23 protein-coding genes are annotated in these 23,611 nt (G+C 55.6%); 11 read left to right on the top strand and 12 right to left on the bottom strand.

Annotated elements, in window-relative coordinates:
- Window positions 1-54 precede the first annotated feature (54 nt).
- Entirely contained in the window at window positions 55-1,407 is a 1,353-nt protein-coding gene (purD, locus tag BT142_RS13920) for a phosphoribosylamine--glycine ligase (protein ID WP_072418795.1), read from the top strand.
- A 420-nt stretch (window positions 1,408-1,827) separates the two neighbouring features.
- Here the strand turns inward: purD and BT142_RS13915 are convergent, their stop codons facing one another.
- The 7 genes from BT142_RS13915 to BT142_RS13885 all read right to left on the bottom strand — a co-directional run bounded on the left by BT142_RS13915 (window position 1,828) and on the right by BT142_RS13885 (window position 7,744).
- Complete coding sequence (locus tag BT142_RS13915; RefSeq protein WP_072418794.1) at window positions 1,828-2,661, bottom strand: polysaccharide deacetylase family protein; 834 nt, start codon at window positions 2,659-2,661, stop codon at window positions 1,828-1,830.
- A gap of 135 nt (window positions 2,662-2,796) precedes the next feature.
- Entirely contained in the window at window positions 2,797-4,206 is a 1,410-nt protein-coding gene (locus BT142_RS13910; RefSeq protein ID WP_072418793.1) for an aminopeptidase, read from the bottom strand.
- Window positions 4,157-4,840, bottom strand: a complete 684-nt coding sequence (locus BT142_RS13905; protein ID WP_072418792.1) for a lytic transglycosylase domain-containing protein — start codon at window positions 4,838-4,840, stop codon at window positions 4,157-4,159. The genes BT142_RS13910 and BT142_RS13905 overlap by 50 nt, the downstream gene beginning before the upstream one ends.
- Entirely contained in the window at window positions 4,818-5,438 is a 621-nt protein-coding gene (coaE, locus tag BT142_RS13900) for a dephospho-CoA kinase (protein WP_072418791.1), read from the bottom strand. Before coaE ends, BT142_RS13905 begins: the two co-directional genes overlap by 23 nt.
- Complete coding sequence (locus tag BT142_RS13895) at window positions 5,435-6,460, bottom strand: L-threonylcarbamoyladenylate synthase (RefSeq protein WP_072418790.1); 1,026 nt, start codon at window positions 6,458-6,460, stop codon at window positions 5,435-5,437. The genes coaE and BT142_RS13895 overlap by 4 nt, the downstream gene beginning before the upstream one ends.
- Window positions 6,461-6,477: 17 nt before the next feature.
- Entirely contained in the window at window positions 6,478-7,551 is a 1,074-nt protein-coding gene (gene prfA, locus BT142_RS13890) for a peptide chain release factor 1 (RefSeq protein ID WP_072418789.1), read from the bottom strand.
- On the bottom strand, window positions 7,541-7,744 hold the full coding sequence (locus BT142_RS13885) for a DUF951 domain-containing protein (RefSeq protein WP_072418788.1): 204 nt from the start codon (window positions 7,742-7,744) through the stop codon (window positions 7,541-7,543). Before BT142_RS13885 ends, prfA begins: the two co-directional genes overlap by 11 nt.
- Before the next feature lie 232 nt (window positions 7,745-7,976).
- On the opposite strand from BT142_RS13885, the gene BT142_RS13880 reads away from it, so the two are divergent.
- The 7 genes from BT142_RS13880 (at window position 7,977) to gltA (ending at window position 17,780) form a co-directional block, all read left to right on the top strand.
- Complete coding sequence (locus tag BT142_RS13880) at window positions 7,977-9,245, top strand: diaminopimelate decarboxylase (RefSeq protein ID WP_072418787.1); 1,269 nt, start codon at window positions 7,977-7,979, stop codon at window positions 9,243-9,245.
- Between the two features lie 167 nt (window positions 9,246-9,412).
- Window positions 9,413-9,691: an Asp-tRNA(Asn)/Glu-tRNA(Gln) amidotransferase subunit GatC gene (locus tag BT142_RS13875; protein ID WP_072418786.1), complete on the top strand. Its 279-nt coding sequence runs from the start codon at window positions 9,413-9,415 to the stop codon at window positions 9,689-9,691.
- Between the two features lie 24 nt (window positions 9,692-9,715).
- The gene (gene gatA / locus BT142_RS13870) at window positions 9,716-11,170 is read left to right on the top strand and encodes an Asp-tRNA(Asn)/Glu-tRNA(Gln) amidotransferase subunit GatA (RefSeq protein ID WP_072418785.1); all 1,455 of its coding nucleotides are present in this window, start codon (window positions 9,716-9,718) and stop codon (window positions 11,168-11,170) included.
- A 14-nt stretch (window positions 11,171-11,184) separates the two neighbouring features.
- Complete coding sequence (gatB, locus tag BT142_RS20020) at window positions 11,185-14,055, top strand: Asp-tRNA(Asn)/Glu-tRNA(Gln) amidotransferase subunit GatB (RefSeq protein WP_072418784.1); 2,871 nt, start codon at window positions 11,185-11,187, stop codon at window positions 14,053-14,055.
- Window positions 14,056-14,147: 92 nt separating this feature from the next.
- Complete coding sequence (locus BT142_RS13860; RefSeq protein WP_072418783.1) at window positions 14,148-15,401, top strand: glycoside hydrolase family 10-like protein; 1,254 nt, start codon at window positions 14,148-14,150, stop codon at window positions 15,399-15,401.
- A gap of 142 nt (window positions 15,402-15,543) precedes the next feature.
- A complete protein-coding gene (locus BT142_RS13855) occupies window positions 15,544-16,374 on the top strand; it encodes a sulfide/dihydroorotate dehydrogenase-like FAD/NAD-binding protein (protein WP_072418782.1) in 831 nt (276 codons plus the stop codon).
- The gene (gltA, locus tag BT142_RS13850; protein ID WP_072418781.1) at window positions 16,374-17,780 is read left to right on the top strand and encodes an NADPH-dependent glutamate synthase; all 1,407 of its coding nucleotides are present in this window, start codon (window positions 16,374-16,376) and stop codon (window positions 17,778-17,780) included. Before BT142_RS13855 ends, gltA begins: the two co-directional genes overlap by 1 nt.
- A gap of 57 nt (window positions 17,781-17,837) precedes the next feature.
- Here the strand turns inward: gltA and yajC are convergent, their stop codons facing one another.
- The gene (yajC, locus tag BT142_RS13845; RefSeq protein ID WP_072418780.1) at window positions 17,838-18,161 is read right to left on the bottom strand and encodes a preprotein translocase subunit YajC; all 324 of its coding nucleotides are present in this window, start codon (window positions 18,159-18,161) and stop codon (window positions 17,838-17,840) included.
- Between the two features lie 182 nt (window positions 18,162-18,343).
- On the opposite strand from yajC, the gene BT142_RS13840 reads away from it, so the two are divergent.
- The 3 genes from BT142_RS13840 to BT142_RS13830 are packed head-to-tail and all read left to right on the top strand — an operon-like array spanning window position 18,344 to window position 20,377.
- Window positions 18,344-19,240: a tRNA lysidine(34) synthetase gene (locus tag BT142_RS13840; protein WP_347497701.1), complete on the top strand. Its 897-nt coding sequence runs from the start codon at window positions 18,344-18,346 to the stop codon at window positions 19,238-19,240.
- A complete protein-coding gene (locus tag BT142_RS13835) occupies window positions 19,233-19,925 on the top strand; it encodes a tRNA threonylcarbamoyladenosine dehydratase (protein ID WP_072418778.1) in 693 nt (230 codons plus the stop codon). Before BT142_RS13840 ends, BT142_RS13835 begins: the two co-directional genes overlap by 8 nt.
- Window positions 19,926-19,951: 26 nt before the next feature.
- Window positions 19,952-20,377, top strand: coding sequence for a GNAT family N-acetyltransferase (locus BT142_RS13830; protein WP_072418839.1), 426 nt, complete (start codon window positions 19,952-19,954; stop codon window positions 20,375-20,377).
- Window positions 20,378-20,413: 36 nt separating this feature from the next.
- Here the strand turns inward: BT142_RS13830 and BT142_RS13825 are convergent, their stop codons facing one another.
- Genes BT142_RS13825 through BT142_RS13810 form a run of 4 tightly spaced genes read right to left on the bottom strand, consistent with a single transcriptional unit; the run spans window position 20,414 to window position 23,599 of the window.
- Window positions 20,414-21,025, bottom strand: a complete 612-nt coding sequence (locus BT142_RS13825) for a cytidylate kinase-like family protein (protein WP_072418777.1) — start codon at window positions 21,023-21,025, stop codon at window positions 20,414-20,416.
- A 16-nt stretch (window positions 21,026-21,041) separates the two neighbouring features.
- On the bottom strand, window positions 21,042-21,752 hold the full coding sequence (locus BT142_RS13820; protein WP_072418776.1) for an ABC transporter ATP-binding protein: 711 nt from the start codon (window positions 21,750-21,752) through the stop codon (window positions 21,042-21,044).
- Between the two features lie 13 nt (window positions 21,753-21,765).
- A complete protein-coding gene (locus BT142_RS13815) occupies window positions 21,766-22,524 on the bottom strand; it encodes an ABC transporter ATP-binding protein (protein WP_072418775.1) in 759 nt (252 codons plus the stop codon).
- Between the two features lies 1 nt (window position 22,525).
- Complete coding sequence (locus BT142_RS13810) at window positions 22,526-23,599, bottom strand: branched-chain amino acid ABC transporter permease (protein WP_072418774.1); 1,074 nt, start codon at window positions 23,597-23,599, stop codon at window positions 22,526-22,528.
- Window positions 23,600-23,611: the final 12 nt, after the last annotated feature.

The raw sequence follows: 23,611 nt of genomic DNA, 5'->3' as shown, positions 1-23,611 counted from the left end.
CGCACAAAACCGCGCCGAACGGGGCGGAATCCATAAACGAAAGGATAGATCAGTATGAACATTTTGGTAGTTGGAGGCGGCGGAAGAGAGCACGCCATTATTATGAAGCTGGCTGAGAGCCCCAAGGTAGATAAGCTGTACTGCACACCCGGAAACGGCGGTATATCGCGTTTTGCGGAGTGCTTTGACGTTGCGGCGACGGACGTTGACGGAGTTGTTGCGCTGGCTGAGAAGTTAAAGCCCGACATGGTCGTAGTCGCTCCCGACGATCCGCTGGTGCTCGGCATGGTGGATGCGCTTCAGGCGAAGGGCTTCATGACTTTCGGCCCGAAGGCTAATGCGGCTATCATCGAGGGCTCGAAGGTGTTCTCGAAAGAGCTGATGAAAAAGTACAACATCCCGACTGCGGCTTACGAGGTATTCACCGAGAGCGAGCCCGCCATCGCGTACCTGAAAAAGCAGAACAGCTATCCTGCGGTAATCAAGGCTGACGGCCTCGCACTGGGCAAGGGCGTTATTCTCGCGCAGAACGAGGAAGAGGCGATACAGGCTGTTCATGAGATGATCGACGAGCTGAAATTCGGCAAGTCCAGCGCAAGGATCGTTATCGAGGAGTTCCTGACGGGTCCCGAGGTGAGCGTTCTGAGCTTCACCGACGGCAAGACCGTCGTTCCGATGATCTCTTCGATGGATCACAAGCGCGCTCTCGACGGCGACGAGGGTCTCAACACGGGCGGTATGGGCACCGTTTCCCCGAATCCCTACTACACCGACGCTATCGCAAAGGAGTGCATGGAGACTATCTTCAAGCCTACCATCGAGGCTATGAACGCCGAGGGCAGAACTTTTGAGGGCTGCCTGTACTTCGGTCTGATGATAACCCCGAAGGGTCCGAAGGTCATCGAGTACAACTGCCGCTTCGGCGATCCCGAGACTCAGGTGGTGCTCCCGATGCTGGACAGCGACCTCTGCGAGATCTTCGAGGCTATCTACGAGCACAGACTCGGCGACCTCAAGATCAGCTGGAAGAGCGGAAGCTGCTCCTGCGTGGTCATGGCTTCGGGCGGCTATCCTCTGAGCTATCCCAAGGGTATCGAGATCAAGGGTCTTGACGACAAGGGTCAGGTAGACGGCGCGTTCGTTTACCACGCAGGCACCAAGCTCGACAACGGTAAGTTCCTTACCGCAGGCGGCAGAGTGCTGGGCGTGACCTGCACCGCCCTCACCCTCGCAGAGGCTCTCCGCAAGTCCTACGAGGCTGTTGACAAGATCACCTGGGACGGCGTTCACTTCCGCCACGACATCGGTCAGCGCGCCCTCAAAGCTCACGCCGACCCCCTTGACCTCTACTACAAGGACGACATGGAAGACTACATCGAGTCAAACGGCGTCTATCTGCGTCAGTGAGTGAGAGAGTGCGGGTTTTACCCCAGCCCACCTTTCCAAAGACTTTTAATATGTCGGCAGGTAGATGTGTGGGGGACGTTTGGCTCTCTCTGCGTAATGTGAGACTAAAATTTTTTTAGGATAGAAATATTCGGTGGGGTGCTCCCCACCGTTTTTTCTTCTTTTATGTATGGGCGACATCAATCGCCCGTGTCAACCGTGAATGATAACACAGAATGTCCTCGCGCCTTCTGCATATTAGAAAGCGAAAAAAGCGGTGGGAGCAAGCCCCCACCCTACATATAGTCATTCTCTCATGAAATGTCGAGAGCCCATCTTCCCAAACACGTCTATATAACAACATATTAAAAGTTTTAGGAAAGGGGTTTGGGGGAGAACCCTTTTTCAAAAGGGTTTCCCCCAATAATTCCACCACTGTCCCTATTCAAACTCAAACCCCTCAGCGCGGACCTCGTCGATGAAGTCGCCGAGGATGTCGGCGTTGGTCTGGGAGACCGAGTGGAGAAGGTAGATGGCGCCTTCGTGGGCGGCACCGACGAGTTTTTGCTTAGCCTCGGCGGGGTCGGGCTGGTTGTCTACGTCCCAGTCGGCGTAGGCGAAGCTCCAGAGCATGGACTTGCAGCCGCAGCGGTCGGTCATAGCGAGGGACAGCTCGGAGAATTCGCCCATCGGGGGACGGAAGAGGGTCGGACGGACGCCGAAGTTCTGCTCCATATAGTCGTTCAGACCGTTCACCTCGTCGGCGCACTGAGTCGGCGATAGGGAAGGCATGGACGGGTGGGAGACGCTGTGGTTGCCGATGGTGTGCCCCTCGTCGATCATGCGCTGAACGAGTTCGGGGTTGCGCTCGGCGTAGTCCTGCACCACGAAGAACACCGCCTTGACCTTTTTTTCTTTCAGCGTGTCGAGGATCTGACCTGTGAGACCGTTCTCGTAGCCCTGATCGAAGGTCAGCAGTATCTTCTTTGAGTCGGTGTTGATGGCGGTGGCGTTCCATCTGCCGTACTTTTCGTTGAAGTCGAGGGCGCCGATGGGGCGGTTCTTGTCATCCACCTCGACGCCCTGACCGTAACCGATCTTGACGGTGAGGGGCGGCGTGCCCTGAACGGGGGTCACGATGTGTTCTTCCTGAGTCTCGCGGTCGGTGAGGGCAGGGGAGTCCGCCATGTCTTGAGAGCTGATGTCATGGTCAGCCGAACCGCAGCTCGTGAGCAGGACAGCCGCACTCGCGGCGGTAAAAAGCAGTTTTTTCATTGAGATACTTCCTTTCGGTTTGGATTCAAAGATAGTATCCGCAGAAAAATCAGAAAAATGCCTGTGAAATATTCTCATAAAAAATCGGAGCAGAGGATGGACCTTTGCTCCGAAATTTTTTTGATTTGTGTCAGATCACTGCTTGTCGTCGAAGAATACGGTGCAGGCCTTGTAGCACTGGTATGTATCGAGCTTCGAGGTGATCTCGAAAGGTGCGTGCATCGAGAGTACGGGCACGCCCAGGTCGATAACGTCGATGTCGAGATCTGCCAGATAGCAGGCTACAGTTCCGCCGCCGCCTGCATCGACCTTGCCGAGCTCGCCTGTCTGCCAGATAACTCCGCCGTCGTTCATCATCTTGCGGATGCGGCCGACGAATTCAGCGGAAGCGTCGGAAGTGCCGCTCTTGCCGCGAGCGCCCGTATACTTGGTGAACACTACGCCGTAGCCCAGCTTGGAAGCGTTGCGGGACTCGGTAACGTCTGCGAAGGTCGGGTCTTCTGCGGCGTTAACGTCAGCCGACAGGCAGATGGAGTTGCTGATAACGGTGTGACCCTTGACGCCCTGGAGCTCAGCCAGATCGTCGATGAAGTAGGGCAGGTAGGAGCTGTTGAGACCCGTGTTGCCCTCGCTGCCGATCTCTTCCTTGTCGGTGAGAACGGTCATGCAGGTGTAGGTCGGAGCGTCGCAGCCGAGGATAGCCATGAGAGCGCCGTAAGCGCACACTCTGTCGTCCTGACCGTAGGAACCAACCATGCTTCTGTCGAAGCCCACGTCAACAGCCTTGCAGGCAGGAACTGCCTCAAGCTCTGCCGAAACGAAATCGTGCTCGGTGATGCCGTACTTCTCGTTGAGGATGCGCATGATGTTGAGCTTGACGAGGTTGGAAGCCTTGTCGTCTCTGAAGGGACGCGAACCTACGAGGATGTTCAGTTCCTCGCCGCGGACGCCGTCAGCAAGGGTGCGCTTCATCTGAGCGTCTGCAAGGTGGATGAGCAGGTCGGTCACGCAGAATACGGGGTCGCCGTCGTCCTCGCCGATGTTGATCTCAACGCTCGAACCGTCCGCACGGATAACTACGCCGTGAAGTGCGAGGGGAACGGTCGTCCACTGGTACTTCTTGATGCCGCCGTAGTAGTGGGTCTTGAAGAGAGCCATATCCTTGTCCTCGTAGAGCGGATGCTGCTTGAGGTCAAGTCTCGGGGAGTCGATGTGTGCTGCCGCGAGCCTGATGCCCTCTGCAAGGGGCTTCTCGCCCATAACGGTGAGAATGATCGCCTTACCGCGGTTAACGAAGTAGAAACGGTCGCCTGCCTTGTACTCTCTGCCCTTTTCGTAGGGAGCAAAGCCTGCTTCCTCGGCGAGCCTTACGGCTTCGTTGCAGGCGAGACGCTCGGTCTTGCCGACTGAGAGGAACGACTTATATCCCTCACAGAACTCGTCAGCCGAAGCTATCTCCTCATCGCTCATGATGAGAGCTGCGTTTTTCGGGTCTTCAAGCAGTTTCTCCGTCAGGATCTCCGCTGCTGTTTTGCTGTTTTCCATTATTGATATCCTCCTCTAATTGTGCATTCTCCTTGTATTTATCGAATGCTTTCATTACTTTGTAGATGTAGTCGCGGGTGAGGTCGGACGGCATAGCGTCGAGGTTCTCATCCACGCTGAAATGTTCGGGGTCGATAGTACCGTCGTCTATCCATCCCGAAACGGCATTCATGCCCTGGTGGTAAGCTGCCGAAGCAAGTTCGTAGCTGCCGAACTTTTCGTACAGGTACGAGAGCATATATGTACCGTACTGAATATTGTATTCGGGGGTATACATATCGTCGAAGGTAAGTCCGCGGTCGTCATCGAGACGGAACTGTATCCAGTCGAAGGCGTCGGGCATTATCTGCATGAGCCCCCTTGCACCGACCTCGCTCTCGGCAGTTTCAACGAAAGACGATTCGGTGCGGATGACCGCGAAAATATAACGAGCGTCGATATCATACTCGTTGGAATACTTTATCACATACTCCTCGTAATCGGTGGGGTAGGTGAAGTACTGTTTAGCTTTCGGCACGGTCTGCTGTATCTCGGGACGTCTGAACACAAGGTACAGACCCATGCCCAGAAGCAGCATAACGGTCACGAACACAGCGAGACCGAGTGTGCTGTTACTGCTCTTTTTCTTTGCCATTTACACTTTCCTTTATCCTTTCGGCGGCAGTCTCCGCCGATCTGAGCAGCTCGGGATACGAGCCGTTGTTCTCTATAACTATATCCGCCTTCCCGCGGAAAAATTCCTCGCTGTGCTGTGAGCGTATCCTGCGGCGTGCGCTTTCCTCGTCGATGCCGTCCCGTTCGGTGATGCGCACGATGCGGTTCTCCTCATCCGAAACGCAGGCGACAATCAGCTCACAGAGCGTATCCGCCCCCGCTTCAAAAAGGGTGGGAGCATCGAGAAGTATGAACTCGCAGCCCTCCTGTTCGGCAGCGCTGATGCGGGCGGTTATCTCCTCGGTGATGAAGGGGAAGAACACCGCGTTGTAGCGGTCGAGCAGGTCACGGTCTGCAAAGAGCAGAGCCGCCGCACGCCGACGGTCAAAATTTCCGCCGTCGAAGAACTGCGGGAAATTTTCACGCAGAGCCGCCGTGCATCTGCTTTCCTCGGCGAGCATATGGTGTACGAGCCTGTCGCAGTCGATGTGGCAGAACCCCTGCCGCAGGAACTCCTGCGCGACGGTGGTCTTGCCCGATCCGCTCTGACCCGTCAGCCCGATAACGTGTGCGCTCAAAGCTTTATCACCCTGAACGCCGCCGCACGGATAAGTCTGTTGTAGACGGCAAGCCCTACGCCGTCGGTCTTAGGGCAGCGCGCGTAAACGACCTTTGCGCCGCGTTTGTCGGCGCTGCGCAGAGCCGAGAAGAGCCCGTGTGCCTGTTCCACCGCGGAGTTGCCTATCGAGATGAAGGGCATTTTCAGACCGCCCATATCGGCGCTGTCGAACACGATGCAGAGGGCATTTTTCATGTCCTGTTTCGCGATATACTCGGCGAACTGCTCGGAAGTGCCGTCTATGAGGAACACCTCGGCTTTCGGGGAGTAGTGCTTGTATTTCATCCCCGGGGAAGCGACGGGCTCGCTGTTGTCGATGCGGTGGAGCACGCCCTTATCTATGCGGATGTCGGGGGTTATTTCCATGAGCATCTGAGCCGTGATGCGTCCCGGGCGGAGTATCTTTATCGCGTCCTGCTCGAAGCAGATGACGGTGGACTCGACGCCCGCTTCACATTCGCCGCCGTCGATGACAGCAGGTATCCTGCCCTTCATATCGTTCATGACGTGTTCTGCGGTGGTAGGCGAGGGGCTGCCCGAAAGGTTCGCGGAGGGTGCCGCAAGGGGCACTCCCGACTCGGCGATGAGTGCGAGGGCACCAGGATGCGAGGGCATCCGCACGCCGACGGTATTGAGCCCGCCCGACACCGAATCAGGTATCTTCGGGGTCTTTGGGAGCACCATGGTGAGGGGACCCGGCCAGAAGCGCTTTGCGCAGGTGACTGCCAGCTGCGGTAGCTCGGCGGCTATCTCGCTTATCATCGTGATGTCGCTGATATGTACTATCAGCGGATTGTCTGAGGGTCTGCCCTTTGCCGCGAATATCTTTGCGGCAGCCTTTTCGTCGAAGGCGTTGGCGGCAAGACCGTACACAGTCTCGGTCGGCATCCCGACCACTTCGCCCGAGCGGATAAGCTCTGCCGCCCGTCTGATATCCTCGGGCGAGCAGGTCAGCAGCTCGGTCTCGTATCTTGAATCCATATCCTTGTCCTTCCGAATCAATTGTTTTCCGTGAGCTGTGCTGTGCGGTCGGCGAGCGCGAGGGCGTCTATCACCTCATCGAGCTGACCGTTCAGGAAGCTGTCGAGTTTGTATATCGTCAGACCGATGCGGTGGTCGGAGATACGGCTCTCGGGGAAGTTGTAGGTGCGTATCCTCTCGGAGCGGTCGCCTGTGCCGACCATCGAGCGGCGCTGTGAGGCTATCTCGCTGTCGTGAGCCTCGCGCTGCATTTCCAGCAGCCGCGAGCGGAGAACGCGCATAGCCTTGTCCTTGTTCTTGTACTGGCTGCGCTCGTCCTGACATTCCACCACGAGACCCGTGGGGAGATGTGTGATGCGGACAGCCGACTCGGTCTTGTTGATATGCTGACCGCCTGCGCCCGAAGCGCGGAAAACGTCTATTTTCAGTTCGGTAGCTTCGTTGAGTTCGAGCTCCACCTCTTCGGCTTCGGGAAGTACCGCCACCGTCACTGTCGAGGTGTGGATGCGTCCCTGCGACTCGGTCTCGGGCACGCGCTGAACGCGGTGAACGCCGCTCTCGTACTTGAGACGGGAGTAAGCGCCCTGACCCTCCACCGAGAAAGTGACTTCCTTGCAGCCGCCCAGCTCGGTCTCGTTTATGTGGATGAGCTCGGTCTTCCAGCCCTTTGAGGCGGAGTAGAGCTGATACATCCTGTAGAGCGAGTGTGCGAAAAGTGCGCTCTCCTCGCCGCCCGCGCCGCCGCGTATCTCGACGATAACGTTCTTGTCGTCGTTGGGGTCGCGGGGGAGCAGCATTATTTTCAGTTCCTCGCCGAGCCTTTCAAGAGCATCGGCGCTTTCGGTGAGCTGTTCGCTGACCATTTCCTTCATCTCGGCGTCAAGACCGCCCTCTGCGAGCATTTCCCTCGCCTCGGTGTTTTCGGTCTCTGCCTTTTCATATTCTTTTATCTTGGCGGCGATGGGTCCGAGACGCGAATATTCCTTCATCAGCTCGGCGTATCTGCTGCTGTCGTTTACCGTGTCGGGCTGAGTCAGCAACTCGCCTATCTCCTCGAACCGAACGGCGACCGCTTCAAATTTAGCGTCCATCAGTGCCTCCGTTTCCGTCTTTGTTTATGCTTTTGATATTTTTTTCGCCCTTAGAGCGGGGTATCATGAATTCTCTGCCGCAGCCGACGCAGCGCAGTTTCAGGTCCATGCCCGTTCTGAGGACGAGCATCTCGTTCGAGCCGCAGGGGTGTTTTTTCTTCATAACGAGCGTATCGCCCTTCTGGATGTCCATACCAAAACCACGCTTTCCGATACCTATTGTAATTAACACCTTATTATACCATATTGTACGCTTAATATCAAGCGTATGCGCATAAAGTTTACAATCAGACAGTTTCTGTATACTTCAAATGTCATAATTGTGTATTTTGTGTTAATTTTCAGCAATTTGCTTGACGTATCCATACAAAAGAGCTATAATTAAAATATCTTTTTATTTTAGCACAGTAAAGGACTGATATACAATGAGCAAGACACCGTTCATCACAAAGGAACAGGCAGAAGAGATCGCTAAGACCTACCCTACCCCTTTCCACATCTATGACGAGGCAGGCATCCGCCGCAACGCACGCGAGCTGAACAAGGCGTTCGCATGGAACAAGGGCTTCCGTGAGTACTTCGCGGTAAAGGCTACCCCGAACCCCTACATCCTCGGCATCCTCAAGGAAGAGGGCTGCGGTGTTGACTGCTCTTCGCTCACCGAGCTGATGCTTTCCGAGTGCTGCGGCTTCTCGGGCAGCGACATCATGTTCTCCTCGAACGTTACCCCGAAGGAGGACTACCTCAAGGCAAAGGAGCTGGGCGGCTTCATCAACCTCGATGACTTCACCCACATAGAGTTCCTCGATAAGCTCTGCGGTATACCCAAGACCATTTTCTGCCGCTTCAATCCGGGCGGAGTTTTCGAGCTGGGCACCGACATCATGGACAACCCCGGCGACGCCAAGTACGGCTTCACCAAGGAACAGCTCATCGAGGGTTACAAGATACTGAAAGAAAAGGGCGCGGAGAATTTCGGCCTGCACGCATTCCTCGCATCCAACACCGTTTCCAACGAGTACTATCCGAAGCTCGCTTCCATACTCTTCGAGCTGGCAGTTGAGATAAAGGAAAAGACAGGCATCTCGATCAAGTACATCAACCTTTCGGGCGGCGTCGGCATCCCTTACACCCCCGACAAGGAACCGAACAATATTCAGGTCATCGGCGAGGGCGTCCACAAGGCGTTCGACGAGATACTGGTGCCCGCGGGTCTCGGCGATGTTTCGATCTTCACCGAGCTCGGCAGATATATGCTTGCTCCCTACGGTCATCTTGTGACAAGGGCTATTCACCAGAAGCATATATATAAGGAATATATCGGCGTTGACGCTACCGCCTGCGACCTCATGAGACCTGCGATGTACGGTGCTTATCACCACATCACCGTTCTCGGCAAGGAGAACGCTCCCTGCGACCACAAGTACGACGTTACAGGCAGCCTTTGCGAGAACAACGACAAGTTCGCCGTTGACCGTATGCTCCCCGAGATAGAGATCGGCGACCTGCTCGTGATACACGATTCGGGCGCTCACGGCTACGCTATGGGCTACAACTACAACGGCAGACTCCGCCACGCAGAACTCCTGCTTCAGGAGGACGGCAGCGTGAAGATGATACGCCGCGCAGAGACACCTGCGGATTACTTCCGCACCTTCGACTTCTGCGGTATCCTCGACAAATATATCAAGTAAGCAGCGCGAGCCGCAGAAGACGATACTTCTGCGGCTCTGTTCTATTATGGAAAATATGAATTTTTTTCACAAATACGCCCGAAGCCCTTGAAATGAGCCGTGCGATGTGGTATAATTAGATGTTAGTATGGCGCAGTGCGCCATTTCGACAGAAAGGAAGAAGATTTATGGATCTTAATATGGTAAAATACCTTGCCGAGCTTGGCAAGCTCGAATTTACCGACGAGCAGCTCGAAAAGACTGCCGCCGAGATGACCGACATCATCGAGCTTATGGACGGCGTCAAGGGCTACGACGTTGAGTACGACGCTCATAAGGATAATCACAACGTTTTCCTCGAGAGCCTGCGTGCCGACGAGAAACACGATTCCATGCCGACCGAGAAGGTCCTCGCGAATGCTGTCAACCGCGACAACGCATTCGTCGTACCGAAGGTAGTAGAATAATCTCATATCAAGGAGTGAAATATTTTGGACAGTTCATTAAAGACTATCCGTGCTCAGCGTGAGGCTCTCGACGCTAAGAAGATCAGCGCGAAAGAGCTTGCACAGGAGTACATCGCAAATATCAAAGCGCGTGACGGAAAGATAAAGTCCTATATAACCGTTACCGAAGAGGGCGCTCTCGCACAGGCTGACGCGGCTCAGAAGCTCATCGACGCGGGCGAGGCAAAGGCTCTGACTGGTATCCCGATGGCTATCAAGGACAACATCTGCACAGAGGGCGTCCGCACCACCTGCGCTTCAAAGATACTTGAGGACTTCGTGCCCCAGTACAATGCTACCGTTATGGAGCGCCTGAACGCACAGGGCATCGTTATGCTCGGAAAGGCGAGCATGGACGAGTTCGCGATGGGCGGCTCGACCCAGACCTCGGCTTTCGCAAAGACCCGCAACCCCTACAACACCGACTGCGTTCCCGGCGGTTCGTCGGGCGGTTCGGCGGCGGCTGTTGCAGCTGAGCTCTGCACCGCATCCCTCGGTTCGGATACGGGCGGATCTATCAGACAGCCTGCGGCATTCTGCGGCGTTACGGGCATCAAGCCTACCTACAGCAGAGTTTCCCGTTTCGGTCTTGTGGCTTTCGCAAGTTCCTTCGACCAGATCGGACCTATCGCGCACTCGGCTTACGACTGCGCTAAGATACTCGACTGCATCTGCGGCTTCGACCCCCACGACGGCACAAGCTCCCGCGAGAGCGTGCCCGACTTCGCGGCGAAGATCGGCAAGCCCCTTACGGGCATGAAGCTCGCTCTGCCGAAGGAGTTCTTCGGTGAGGGCATCGACGACGAGATCAGAAAGAGCGTGCTCGCAGCTGCCGAGACTTACAAGTCCCTCGGCGCCGAGCTTGTGGACTGCTCCATGCCGTCCCTCAAGTACGCTGTTCCTGCTTACTACCTCATCAGCTCTGCCGAGGCGGCTTCCAACCTGTCGAGATACGACGGCATCAAGTACGGTCACCGCACCGCTGAGGCGGACAGCTACGAAGAGCTTATCAAGAAGTCCCGTTCCGAGGGCTTCGGCGACGAGGTAAAGCGCCGCATACTCCTCGGCAACTACGCACTTTCGAGCGGTTACTATGACGCTTACTACGGCAAGGCTATGGCTCTGAGACAGGTCATCCGCGCCGAGTATGACGGCATCTTCGAGAAGTGCGACGCGATCATCACGCCCACAACTCCCGCAGTTGCTTACCGCCCCGAGGAGCAGGTATCCGACCCTGTAAAGATGTATCAGGCTGACATCTGCACCGTTACCGTGAATATCGCGGGTCTCCCTGCAATATCCACGCCCTGCGGCTACAGCGACAAGGGTATGCCCATCGGACTTTCGATCGTCGGCAGACGCTTCGACGAGCAGACCGTCATCCAGCTCGCCGACGCTTTCGAGCAGACCTTTAAGCCCGTATCACCGAAGCTTGACTAAGGAGGAAAAGACAAATGGAAAAGTATATTACTGTCATTGGTCTTGAGATACACGCCGAGCTTCTTACCAAGACCAAGATATTCTGCAATTGCTCCGCTGAGTTCGGCGGAGAGCGCAACAGCCGCTGCTGCCCCGTCTGCACGGGTATGCCCGGTACTCTGCCCGTCATCAACCAGACCGCCGTTGAATATGCGGTAAAGGCAGGCTACGCTTTCGGCTGTGAGATAAACAAGTTCTCGGTATTCGACCGCAAGAACTACTTCTACCCCGACCTTCCGAAGGCCTACCAGATATCCCAGCTCTACTACCCGATCATCGGTGCGGGCGCTATCCCGATAGAGGTAAACGGCAAGAAGAAGGACATCCGCATCAACCACGTCCACCTCGAAGAGGACGCAGGCAAGCTCGTTCATGACGACTACAACGGCGTATCTCTCGCAGACTACAACCGCTGCGGCATCCCGCTGATCGAGATCGTTTCCGAGCCTGATATGCGCTCCGCCGAGGAGGCTATGGCTTACGTTGAGCAGATCTCGCTTCTCCTTCAGTACGCAGGCGTATGCGACTGTAAGATGGAGCAGGGCTCCCTCAGATGCGACGTAAATATCTCCATCATGAAGCCGGGCGACAAGGAGTTCGGTACTCGTGCCGAGATCAAGAACATCAACTCCATCAAGTCGGTGGGACGCGCTATCAAGTACGAGGAGCGCAGACAGGCACTTCTTCTCGAAGCAGGCAAGAAGGTCGTTCAGGAGACCCGCCGCTATGACGCTAACCGCGACGCTACCAAGTCGATGCGTACCAAGGAAAACGCTCACGACTACCGCTACTTCCCCGAGCCCGACATCTTACAGGTGAACCTCACCGACGAACAGCTCGCCGCTATCAAGGCGAAGCTCCCCGAGATGCCGAACGTCCGCCTTGCACGCTACACTGGCGAATACAAGCTCTCGAAGGTAGACGCTCAGACACTTGTAAACAACAAGCCCATCTCCGATTTCTTCGAGGAAGCGCTCAAGACCTACAACGCTCCGAAGTCGGTATCGGCATTCATCCTCACCGAGTTCATGAGACGTATCAATCTCGGCGAGATAGACCTCGACAACATCAAGTTCACTCCCGAAGAGCTGGCGACCGTAGTCAAGCTCGCAGACGAGGAGAAGATCTCGAAGAACGACGCTAAGGCCGTATTCCGCGTAATGGCTGAAAACGGCGGCGACCCCGAGAAGATCGCTAAGGACGCAGGCTATATCATCTCCGTTGATATGGATAAGGTGGCAAGCGTTATCGACAGCATCCTCACCGAGAACGCTTCGCAGGTACAGCAGTACGCAAGCGGCGAGAAGAAGGTATTCGGCTTCATCATGGGTCAGTGTACCAAGTCGCTCAAGGGCGTGGCTACTCCGAAGATAATCAAGGAAGTGCTGGAGCAGAAGCTCGAAGCGGCTTCGGCAGGCGCGGCTGTTGAGGTCGAGACTGCTGAGGAAGAGCAGGGCAGAGACCTCTCCAAGCTCACTAAGTATACAAATCCCGACAAGTATGTTCCGTCCAAGGACGGCGACTACATGGTGATGGTCGGCACCGACAAGCTCATCAAGGAATTCGCTCTTTCCGACGCGCTGAACAATGTAGGCAAGACCGTTGAGTTCAAGGCCTGCGTTCACAGACTCAGAAAGATGGCGGGTGTTGCATTCGTTGTTGTAAGAACAGCAAACTGCACCATCCAGACCGTTCACAGCGAAGCCTGCAAGGACAGCATCCAGGGTCTCAAAGAGGGCGACTTCGTATGGGTGAAGGGTACAGTTCAGGAGAACCCGAAGGACTTCAACGGCGTTGAGATCGTGCTTTCGGACATCCGTCTCATCAGCACTCCCGCAGCCGACCTGCCGCTGAAAATTTCTCAGGGCAAGCTCAACTGCTCCATCGACACCAAGCTCGACAACCGCGTGGCGGCACTCCGCAACCCCTACGAGAGAGCTATCTTCAAGCTCCAGGAGGGTCTTGTTCACGGTATGCACGAGTTCATGAGAGCAAACGGCTTCACCGAGATACACACCCCGAAGATCGTTGCTCAGGGCGCTGAGGGCGGCGCGAACATCTTCCGCCTCGACTACTTCCACAAGAATGCGTTCCTGAACCAGTCGCCGCAGTTCTACAAGCAGGCCTGCGTCGGCGTGTTCGACCGCGTTTATGAGATCGCGCCTGTTTACCGTGCGGAGAAGCACGCTACCAGCCGTCACATCAACGAGTACATAGGTCTTGACTTCGAGATGGGTTACATCGACTCCATGTACGACGTAATGGCGATGGAGACCGCGATGCTCCGCCACATCATGGAGTACCTGAAGGAGAACTACAAGTACGAGCTGACACTCCTCGAAGTGGACGTTCCGAATATCACCGAGATACCCTCGATCAAGTTCATCGACGCGCTGACACTGCTCCGCGGTGACAATGCCGCAGGCGGCAAGAAGTTCGACCTCGACCCCGAGGACGAGGTGAACCTCGGCAAGTACGCTAAGGAGAAGTACAACAGCGACTTCATCTTCGTTACCCATTTCCCGTCCTCTAAGCCGCCGTTCTACGCTATGAACAGCCGCGAGGATCCCAAGGAAGCATACAAGTTCGACCTGCTGTTCAGAGGTCTTGAGATAACCTCAGGCGGTCAGAGGATCAACGACTACCAGGAGCAGGTAGACAAGATGCTCGCACAGGGTCTTGACCCCGCCGACTTCGAGAGCTACCTCGACGCTCACAAGTACGGTCTGCCGCCCCATGGCGGTCTCGGAATCGGCCTTGAGAGACTTCTCATGAAGCTCCTCGGCAGAAACAACATCCGTGAGACCAGTATGTTCCCGAGAGACATCAACCGTCTTATCCCGTAATCAAAAAGGCACAGTCGGAAGGCTGTGCCTTTTCATATTCTGCGGTTCTTATGCATAATAATCAGTACAAGCTGTTAAAAGGAGTGCCGATGATGAAAAAAACGGTTGCGATGATTATTTCCGCGGTGATGCTGGCAGGGTGCGCGTGGCAGGGAAGCGGAGCGAAAACGTCCGTGCAGACCCGCTCGGTCGAAAATATGAGCACGGCAGAAGCCCCGACGGCTGTCAGGTATCTGCCGAACGAGATGCCGCAGTACGGGGCGCTCAACTTCGGGGAGCAGAGAGCCGTCTGGCTCACCTACATGGACATGAACGGACTTTTCGCCGAGGATGCCGACAGCTTCTCGGCGAAAATGTCGGGGGCTCTCGACCTCATCGCGGAGACGGGGCTGAACACGGTGTATCTGCACGTCAGGGCGTTCGCGGACGCGTACTATCCCTCGGAGCTGTATCCGCCTGCCAAGAGCCTTCCCGCCGACAGCGAGGGCAGACCGCTCTACGACCCGCTGAAAATAACGGTTCGGCTCGCGCACGAGAGGGGGCTGTCGGTACACGCGTGGATAAATCCCCTTCGGTGTGAGACGAAGGCGGACATGGAGCGCTTGCAGGGGTACGAGCTGTACGAGTGGTTCGCGGAGCCCGAGGTCTACCCCGAGTATGTCTCGTCACCCGAGGGCACGCCCTTCTACTGGCTCGACCCTGCTGTACCAGAAGTCAGGGAGTACATAGCGGCAGGGGTGCGTGAGCTCTGCGAATACGACATCGACGGTCTGCACATCGACGACTATTTCTACCCCACCACCGACCCGTCCTTCGACAGTGAGACCTACGCCGAATCGGGTACGGAGCTGCCGCTTGCAGAATGGAGGATGGAAAACTGCACGGAGATGGTGAAGCTGATCCACGACACGGTGAAGTCGGCGGACGAGGAGATGCTCTTCGGGGTGTCGCCCCAGGGGAACATCGGCAACAATTACGAGTTCATGTTCGCGGACGTGAAGAGGTGGTGCGCCGAGGACGGGTTCATAGACTACATCGCGCCCCAGCTGTACTTCGGGTACGAGAACACCGTCTGCCCCTTTTCGGAAACGCTGGCGGAGTGGAGAGCGCTCTGCACGGGCGAAAACGTGGCGCTGGTCTGCGGACTGGGGCTGTACAAGACCGAAGGCGACAGCGCAGAAGAGGAGTTCGTTTCGGAGCAGGGGATAATCGCAAGGCAGATAAAGGACGCGCTCTCGGCAGGGTGCGAGGGGTTTGCGGTGTACAGCTTCGGACAGCTTTCGGCGGAAAAAGACACCAGATCATGCATCGAAAGGGAGTGTATTATGACTATGCTCACAAAATAATGTGATATTTTTGCTTAAACATGGATGACTGTGATAAAAATGCAGGAACCCCCTTGAAAAATTGCAAATTATGATGTATAATAGACATATGTATATTAAAATCCTAAAGCGTAAAAGTGAAAAAGGAAACGGGGGATAATGTGTGTTTAAGATAATGCGCAAATGTCAGCTCAATGAAACTACCGTGCTGTTGGAGATCGAAGCTCCGTACATCGCGGCTAAGGCAAAGGCAGGACAGTTTATAATATACCGCGTGGATGAGTACGGCGAGAGAGTTCCGCTGACCATCGCGGATCATGACGAGAAGAAGGGTACTATCACCATTATTTTTCAGGCGATCGGCGCTTCGACTCACAAGCTCGCACAGCTTAATGAGGGGGACAGCATCCTTGATGTGGTAGGTCCTCTCGGAACGGCTACCGAATACTTCGGTGCAAAGCGCGTCGCGGTGGTGGGCGGCGGCGTAGGATGCGCTATCGCTTATCCGCAGGCAAAGCAGCTTTTTGAGTCGGGGGCTGAGGTAGACCTTATCGCAGGCTTCCGTTCAAAGGACATCATCATCCTTGAAGAGGAGATGAAGGCTGTTTCTACGGGCTTCTATCTCTGTACCGACGACGGCTCGGCAGGCTATCACGGCTTTGTTACCAACAAGCTGAAGGATCTTATCGACGGCGGCAGAAACTACGACCTCGTCATCGCCATCGGCCCTGTACCGATGATGAAATTCGTCTGCAAGACCACCGAGCCATACGGCATCAAAACTCTCGTGTCGCTCAACCCGATCATGATCGACGGCACGGGTATGTGCGGCGGCTGCCGCGTCACCGTTGACGGAAAGATACGCTACGCCTGCGTGGACGGCCCCGATTTCGACGGTCACAAGGTGGATTTCGACGAGCTGATGAGAAGAAACGGTACCTATAAAAAGACAGAGCACGATCATCTGTGCAGACTTACGGGAGGTGTCAGATAATGGCGGAAAAACCGAATATGCAGCCGAACAAGACTCCCGTCACCGAGCAGGAGCCCCTCGTTCGTGCGCGTAACTTCAAGGAGGTCAGCCTCGGCTACACCGAAGAAGAGGCGATAAATGAGGCAAAGCGCTGCCTCAACTGCAATAAACCCCTGTGCATGACGGGATGTCCCGTCAGCGTCCGCATCCCCGAGTTCATTTCGAAGGTGAAGGAGGGCGACTTCATCGGGGCGTATGAGATAATCAAGGGCACCAACAGCCTGCCTGCCGTTACGGGAAGAGTGTGTCCCCAGGAGCGCCAGTGCGAGAGCAAGTGCGTCCGCGGCAAGAACGGCGAGCCTGTGGCTATCGGCAGACTGGAGAGATTCTGCGCCGATTACGCCATGAACCATCCCGAGCTGTCCGAGAAGAACACAAGACCCGAGCCGAACGGTCACAAGGTGGCGATAGTGGGCGGCGGCCCGTCCGCACTGTCCTGCGCAGGCGACCTTGCGAAGCTGGGTTATCAGGTGACTATTTTTGAAGCGTTCCACACCGCAGGCGGCGTGCTGATGTACGGCATCCCAGAGTTCAGGCTCCCGAAGGCTATCGTTCAGAAGGAGATAGACGGTCTCAAGGCGCTGGGCGTTGAGATAATGACCGACATGGTCATCGGCAGGGTGCTTTCGATTGACGAGATAATGGAAAGGGGCTACGAAGCCGTGTTCGTGGGCTCGGGAGCAGGTCTGCCGAGATTCATGGGCATCGACGGCGAAGCGCTGGTGGGCGTTTACTCGGCGAACGAGTACCTGACCCGCATCAATCTGATGAAGGCTTACCTTGAAGAGTACGACACCCCGATAAGACGTGCGAAGAACGTTGCGGTAGTCGGCGGCGGAAACGTTGCTATGGACGCGGCACGTTCGGCGATGAGACTGGGCGCGGAGAAGGTGTACATCATCTACCGCCGCTCGATGGAGGAGCTCCCCGCTCGCCGCGAAGAGGTCCATCACGCGCAGGAGGAGGGCATCGAGTTCAGGCTGCTGAACAATCCCGTGCGCATCCTCGGCGATGATGACGGCAACGTTACGGGCATCGAGTGCGTGAAGATGGAGCTTGGCGAGCCCGACGCTTCGGGCAGACGCAGCCCCGTCGAGGTCGAGGGCAGCAATTTCACCCTTGATGTCGATTCGGTCATCATGGCGATAGGCACTTCCCCGAATCCCCTCATCCGCAGCACGACCCCCGGCATCGAAGCCAACAAGCGCGGCTGTCTCGTTGTCGATGAAGCGACAAACGCCACCACAAAGGACGGCGTTTACGCAGGCGGCGACGCTGTAACAGGTGCGGCGACCGTTATCCTTGCGATGGGCGCAGGCAAAAAAGCCGCGGCTTCCATCGACGAGTTCATCAGAAATAAACAGTGATAAAAAAACTCCCGACGTTCGTTATAAACGTCGGGAGTTTGATTTTTTGTGATCGGATCATTTGCTTTCGTCGCCGTCGTGAACGGTGAGGTTCTTGGCGATAGCCCACTTCATGACTCTTATCTTGCTGCGGTCGCTGCCTGTCTCGATGACCACGGTGTCGTCCTTGATGGAGAACACGATGCCCACGATGCCGCCGTTTGTGATAACTTCATCGCCGACTTCAAGGGAGTCGCGCATCGCCTTTTCCTTCTTTTCCTGAGTTTTCTGCGGACGGATTATCAGAAAATAGAAGAACACGATGACCAGCACGAACATGATGATGGTCGAATATGCGGATGCTTTTGAAGCCGTTGCGGTGAAAAGAGTTAATGTATCCATACTTGTTTCCTCCGAGAAGTTGATTTTTCAAACTAACAAAATTTATTATACCACAGTTTGACAGCAAGTTCAATAGTATCAACAAATTGTTTACATTTGGCGGGCTATGGGGTGCGCCCGTGCTTGACAAGTTCATAATAACGTTGTATAATATCATAGTGATACTGTAGAAATAAAAAGGAGTGTGCTCTTTGGAACTGGCAAACGAATATGAGCTGACGCTGGTCGGCAAATTCCGCAAGACCGTGTGGTCGAAATTCCTCAAAGGCATCAAGGATTACGAGCTTATCAAGCCGAACGACAAGATAGCTGTCTGCATCTCGGGCGGCAAGGACTCGATGCTGATGGCGATGTGCATGAAGCGTCTTCAGCGGTACTCGAAGATACCCTTCGAGGTGGAGTATATCGTCATGGACCCCGGCTACAACCCCGAAAACCGCCGCCGTATCGAGGAAAACGCAGCAAAGCTCGAAATACCGATACACATTTTCGAGACGAACATCTTCAACGCCGTCTACAAGATTGAGATGAACCCCTGCTACCTCTGCGCGAGGATGCGCCGCGGCTATCTCTACAAGACCGCGCAGGACATGGGCTGCAACAAGATAGCCCTCGGACACCATTTCGACGACGTTATCGAGACGATACTCATGGGCATGATATACGGCTCGCAGGTGCAGACCATGATGCCGAAGCTCCACAGCGAGCATTTTGAGGGCATGGAGCTGATACGTCCCCTGTACATGGTGCGCGAGGATGACATCATCCACTGGTGCAGGCACAACGGGCTGGAGTTCATACAGTGCGCCTGCCGTTTCACCGAGAGCGTGCATATGAGCGGCGACGGCATCGGCGAGTCGAAGCGTCAGGAGGTCAAGATGCTGCTGAAAGAACTCCGCGCAAAGAATCCCGCCGTCGATAAGAACATCTTCCGCAGCGTGGAGAATGTGAACTTGCAGACGATAATCTCCTACCACCTCGGCGACGAGTATCATCACTTCCTCGACAGCTACGACGAGGGCAGGAGCGTCCGCGGCACGGTCGCCGAACCGCAGAAGGGCAGTGACGGCGATGAGTGAACAGCTTTCGAGAATAGAAGCGCTCCTCGGTGAGGAGGCAGTGGCAGGGCTTCGCAGCAAGCGCGTGGCAGTGTTCGGCGTGGGCGGCGTGGGCGGCTTCGCGGTGGAGGCGCTTGCACGGAGCGGCATCGGCACGCTCGACCTCATCGACAGCGACACGGTGGCGCTCTCGAACCTCAACCGTCAGATAATCGCCCTGCACAGCACCCTCGGTCAGCCGAAGGTGAAGGCTGCCGCCGACCGCATCCGCGACATCGACCCCGAGGTGACCGTCAATCCCCACGAGTGTTTTTTCCTGCCCGAGAATGCCGACAGCTTTGATTTCACGCAGTACGACTATGTTATCGATGCTATCGACACGGTGTCTGGCAAGATAGCCATAATCGAGAAGGCGAAGGCGGCAGGCGTGCCCGTCATCTCGGCGATGGGTGCTGGCAACAAGCTCGATCCCACGGCGTTTCGGGTGGCAGACATCTCGAAAACGAAGGTCTGTCCGCTGGCAAAGGTGGTGCGTTACGAGCTGAAAAAGCGCGGCATCACGGGCGTTAAGGCGGTCTATTCTGAAGAAGAGCCGAAAAAGCGCACCGACGGTGAAAAGCGAGTGCCTGCTTCGGCGGCGTTTGTGCCCTCGGTGATGGGGCTCATCATAGCGGGCGAAGTGATAAAAGACCTGATAAAGGAGTGAGCGACGTGGCTTTTGAGATCAGAACGATGACCATCGAGGATTATGACGATGTTTATTCGATGTGGCTGTCCTGCAAAGGCATGGGGCTCAACGACCGCGACGATTCACGGGAGGGGATAGCGCGTTTCCTTGAGCGAAACCCCACTACCTGCTTTGTCGCCGTTTCGGAAGGAAAGATGATCGGGTGCATTCTCGGAGGTCACGATGGCAGGCGCGGACATATCTATCATACAGCGGTCAGTCCCGAGCGCAGAGGGCAGGGGATAGGCAGAGCGCTTGTAAAAGCGGTGCTCGACGCATTTACTGGATGCGGTATCGGAAAAGTGTGCTTTGTGGTATTCAGTCGAAATGAGGTCGGAAATGCTTTCTGGGAGCGTCTCGGCTTCAAGGCACGCGGCGACCTGACCTACCGAGACATGGCGCTGGTCGAATACGAACGTATTGATACGTAAAAAGAAAACCGTCGGAGGTGTTCCGACGGTTTTTCGTTACTTTGAAATGATAGCGATGTAGCCCTTGATTATCTCCACGCAGGTGTCGTAATCAAGTCGGCTGGTGTCCAGACAGATGTTGTAGTTTCGCGCGTCCGTCCAGCTTCTGCCCGTGTAGTGCTTGTAGTACTCGCTGCGGTCTTTGTCGGTGTGCTCGACTATGCGGTGAGCTTCCTTCTCCTCAACGCCGTAAGCGTCGATCACGTTCTTCACCGCAGTATCTTCGTCGCAGTGGATGAACAGCCTGATAACGTCATCTCTGTCGCGGAGGATAAAGTCTGCGCAGCGTCCGACGATGACAGCAGGTTCCTTGTCCGCAAGTTCCTTGATTATCTTCGCCTGAAAGTTGAACAGGTTCTTGTCCGACGTGAACTCCTTGCTGGACGGGTCGATAACGCCGCCCTTGTACACGCCGCCGCGCTTGATGAACGAGGTCTTGAGCTTCTCGTCAACGCGTCCGAAGAAGGCTTCGTTGATGCCGCTGTCCTCGCTGGCGAGCTTGATAAGGTCTTTGTCGTAGTACTTCATTCCGAGCTGTTCGGACAGCATCCTTCCGATGGTTCGTCCGCCGCTGCCCATTCCTCTTGCGATGGTGATTATCTGTGCCATAGTCTGAACCTCCTTTTTATTCGCCGAGATATGCTTTTCTGACCTTTTCATCGTTGATAAGGTCGCTTGCCATGCCCGAAAGAGTTATCTTGCCCGTTTCGAGCACGTATGCCCTGTCCGCGATGGAGAGCGCCTTTTTCGCGTTCTGCTCAACGAGAAGGACTGTCGTTCCGTCCTCACGTATCGAGGTGATGATGTTGAATATCTCACTCACCATGATGGGCGAAAGACCCATCGACGGCTCGTCCATGACTATCATTTTCGGACGCGACATCAGCGCTCTGCCCATAGCGAGCATCTGCTGTTCACCGCCCGAGAGGGTGCCTGCTATCTGGCTTTTTCTCTCGGCAAGACGCGGGAAGCGCTTGTAAATCTTCTCCATGTCCTCTGCGATGCCGTCCTTGTCGTTTCTGATGAATGCGCCGAGCTTCAGGTTGTCGAGCACCGTCAGCTGCTGGAAGATTCGCCGTCCCTCGGGAACGTGTGCGATGCCCAGCTTCACGATATTGTGTGCGGGAGTTTTAGTGAGCTCCATGCCCTCGAACACTATCGAGCCCGACTTTGCGTGTAGGATACCCGTCAGTGTGTGGAGCGTGGTGGTCTTTCCCGCGCCGTTCGCGCCGATGAGCGCTATTACCTCGCCCTCATTGACATCGAAGGAGATGCCCTTGAGAGCCTTAATCATGCCGTAGTTTACGCAAAGGTCCTTGACCTCTAACATTGCCATACTGCCGTCCCCCTTATTCGCCGAGATATGCCGTGATGACCTCGGGATTCGAGAGCACCTCGGCAGTCTTGCCCTCACAGAGCAGCTGTCCGAAATTCAGTACAGATAACCGTTCGCAGATGCCCGATACAAGGCTCATATCGTGCTCGATGAGCAGCACGGTCATGTCAAAATCGTCCCTTACCTGTCTTATTGTGTTCATAAGCTCGGCAGTTTCGTTGGGGTTCATGCCTGCGGCGGGCTCGTCGAGCAGCAGCAGCTTCGGCGAAGTTGCCAGCGCGCGGGCTATCTCAAGCTTGCGCTGTTTGCCGTAGGGGAGATTCGCGGCGATGGTATCCGCCTCGCCGTCCAGTTCAAAAACGCTCAGCAGTTTCATCGCCTCTTCGTTCATCGCCTTTTCTGCGGAGAAGTACTTCGGCAGTCTGAATATGCCCGTCACCGTCGAGTAGGTGTAGCGGTTGGTGAGGGCTGCCTTGACGTTGTCCAGCACGCTGAGGTTCGAGAAAAGTCTGATGTTCTGGAAGGTACGTGCGATGCCTGCCTTGTTTATCTCGATGGTGCTCCTGCCTGTGAGGTTCACACCGTCGAGGGTGATGCTGCCGTCAGTGGGCTTGTACACGCCTGTCAGCAGGTTGAAGATGGTGGTCTTTCCTGCGCCGTTCGGGCCGATGAGCCCGTAGAGTTCGCCCTTGTTTATGCTGATTGAGAAATCGTCAACAGCGCGCAGGCCGCCGAACGAGATACCGAGTTTCTTGACTTCGAGAAGTGCCATATCACTCGCCCTCCTTTGCCGCAGTCTGTTTGCCGAACATAGCTTTCAGCTTCATGAGGTTTCCCGCGAAGAAGCCGCGGATTTTTGCGTTCGATGTGAATATCATCATGACGATGAGCACGATGGAGTAGATGAGCATTCTGTAGCTGTTGATGCTGCGGAGCACTTCGGGCAGGTAGGTCAGCACGACAGCCGCGATAACGCTGCCCCTTACGCTTCCGATGCCGCCGAGAACGACGAACACGAGGATGAGTATCGACAGGTTGTAGTCGAACTTTGAAGCCTGAAGGATAGCAAGGTTGTGGGAGAAGAGTGCGCCTGCGATACCTGCGAGGAACGCGGTCAGACCGAAGGTTATGAGCTTGTACTTTGTGATGTTCAGACCGATTGATTCGGCTGCGATGCGGTTGTCGCGGATGGACATTACCGCTCTGCCCGTGCGGGAATTGATGAAGTTGTAGATTATCACGAGGGTCAGCATCAGCACCACGAAGCCTATCTCAAAGGTCGAGTCCTTCGGGATGCCCGAGATGCCGAGTGCGCCGTTGATTATCATCTTGCCGCCGGGTTCGAGCCCAAGGTCGCCCGAGCTTGTCAGCGAGAAGTGCAGACCGCGGCTGTCCTTTCCGACGTAGAGTGCCGCGAACACGTTCTTGATTATCTCGCCGAATGCGAGGGTGACTATCGCAAGGTAGTCGCCGCGGAGCCTGAGCACGGGGATGCCGATAAGCACTCCGAATATCGCCGCGAACGCGCCGCCGACGAGCAGTGCCATCGGGAAGCGTACCAATGCGTTTGTGATGGTGTCCTTAGTCATGCACGAGAATATCGCGCTGGAGTATGCGCCGATGCACATGAATCCTGCCTGACCGAGACTGAGCTCGCCCAGAATGCCGACAGTGAGGTTCAGCGACACTGCCGCAATAGAATAAACGCAGAACGGAATGAGCAGACCGATGAACATATTGCTCGTTCTGCCGAGCGATGCGGCCACTTCGACTGCGATGAAAGCCGCCGTGACTATCGCGTATGTAACGAAGCTCCTGCGCGTTGCAGGCTTGATTTTCAGCTTCATGAAGAACGTCCT

The sequence above is a fragment of the Ruminococcus sp. YE71 genome, assembly GCF_900119155.1.
Taxonomy (GTDB): Bacteria; Bacillota; Clostridia; order Oscillospirales; family Ruminococcaceae; genus YE71.
The sequence above is the reverse complement of the archived record's forward strand: the minus strand, read 5'-3'. Positions and strand labels throughout refer to the sequence as shown.

Coding starts and splice junctions, on each gene's coding strand:
- purD (WP_072418795.1), top strand. CDS start 55: ATGAACATTTTGGTAGTTGGAGGCGGCGGAAGAGAGCACGCCATTATT.
- BT142_RS13875 (WP_072418786.1), top strand. CDS start 9,413: ATGGATCTTAATATGGTAAAATACCTTGCCGAGCTTGGCAAGCTCGAA.
- BT142_RS13910 (WP_072418793.1), bottom strand. CDS start 4,206: ATGGAAAACAGCAAAACAGCAGCGGAGATCCTGACGGAGAAACTGCTT.
- BT142_RS13895 (WP_072418790.1), bottom strand. CDS start 6,460: ATGGATTCAAGATACGAGACCGAGCTGCTGACCTGCTCGCCCGAGGAT.
- BT142_RS13835 (WP_072418778.1), top strand. CDS start 19,233: ATGAGTGAACAGCTTTCGAGAATAGAAGCGCTCCTCGGTGAGGAGGCA.
- BT142_RS13815 (WP_072418775.1), bottom strand. CDS start 22,524: ATGGCACTTCTCGAAGTCAAGAAACTCGGTATCTCGTTCGGCGGCCTG.
- BT142_RS13825 (WP_072418777.1), bottom strand. CDS start 21,025: ATGGCACAGATAATCACCATCGCAAGAGGAATGGGCAGCGGCGGACGA.
- BT142_RS13860 (WP_072418783.1), top strand. CDS start 14,148: ATGAAAAAAACGGTTGCGATGATTATTTCCGCGGTGATGCTGGCAGGG.
- BT142_RS13905 (WP_072418792.1), bottom strand. CDS start 4,840: ATGGCAAAGAAAAAGAGCAGTAACAGCACACTCGGTCTCGCTGTGTTC.
- BT142_RS13810 (WP_072418774.1), bottom strand. CDS start 23,599: ATGAAGCTGAAAATCAAGCCTGCAACGCGCAGGAGCTTCGTTACATAC.
- BT142_RS13880 (WP_072418787.1), top strand. CDS start 7,977: ATGAGCAAGACACCGTTCATCACAAAGGAACAGGCAGAAGAGATCGCT.
- BT142_RS13915 (WP_072418794.1), bottom strand. CDS start 2,661: ATGAAAAAACTGCTTTTTACCGCCGCGAGTGCGGCTGTCCTGCTCACG.
- yajC (WP_072418780.1), bottom strand. CDS start 18,161: ATGGATACATTAACTCTTTTCACCGCAACGGCTTCAAAAGCATCCGCA.
- BT142_RS13885 (WP_072418788.1), bottom strand. CDS start 7,744: ATGGACATCCAGAAGGGCGATACGCTCGTTATGAAGAAAAAACACCCC.
- gltA (WP_072418781.1), top strand. CDS start 16,374: ATGGCGGAAAAACCGAATATGCAGCCGAACAAGACTCCCGTCACCGAG.
- BT142_RS13820 (WP_072418776.1), bottom strand. CDS start 21,752: ATGGCAATGTTAGAGGTCAAGGACCTTTGCGTAAACTACGGCATGATT.
- prfA (WP_072418789.1), bottom strand. CDS start 7,551: ATGGACGCTAAATTTGAAGCGGTCGCCGTTCGGTTCGAGGAGATAGGC.
- BT142_RS13830 (WP_072418839.1), top strand. CDS start 19,952: ATGACCATCGAGGATTATGACGATGTTTATTCGATGTGGCTGTCCTGC.
- gatB (WP_072418784.1), top strand. CDS start 11,185: ATGGAAAAGTATATTACTGTCATTGGTCTTGAGATACACGCCGAGCTT.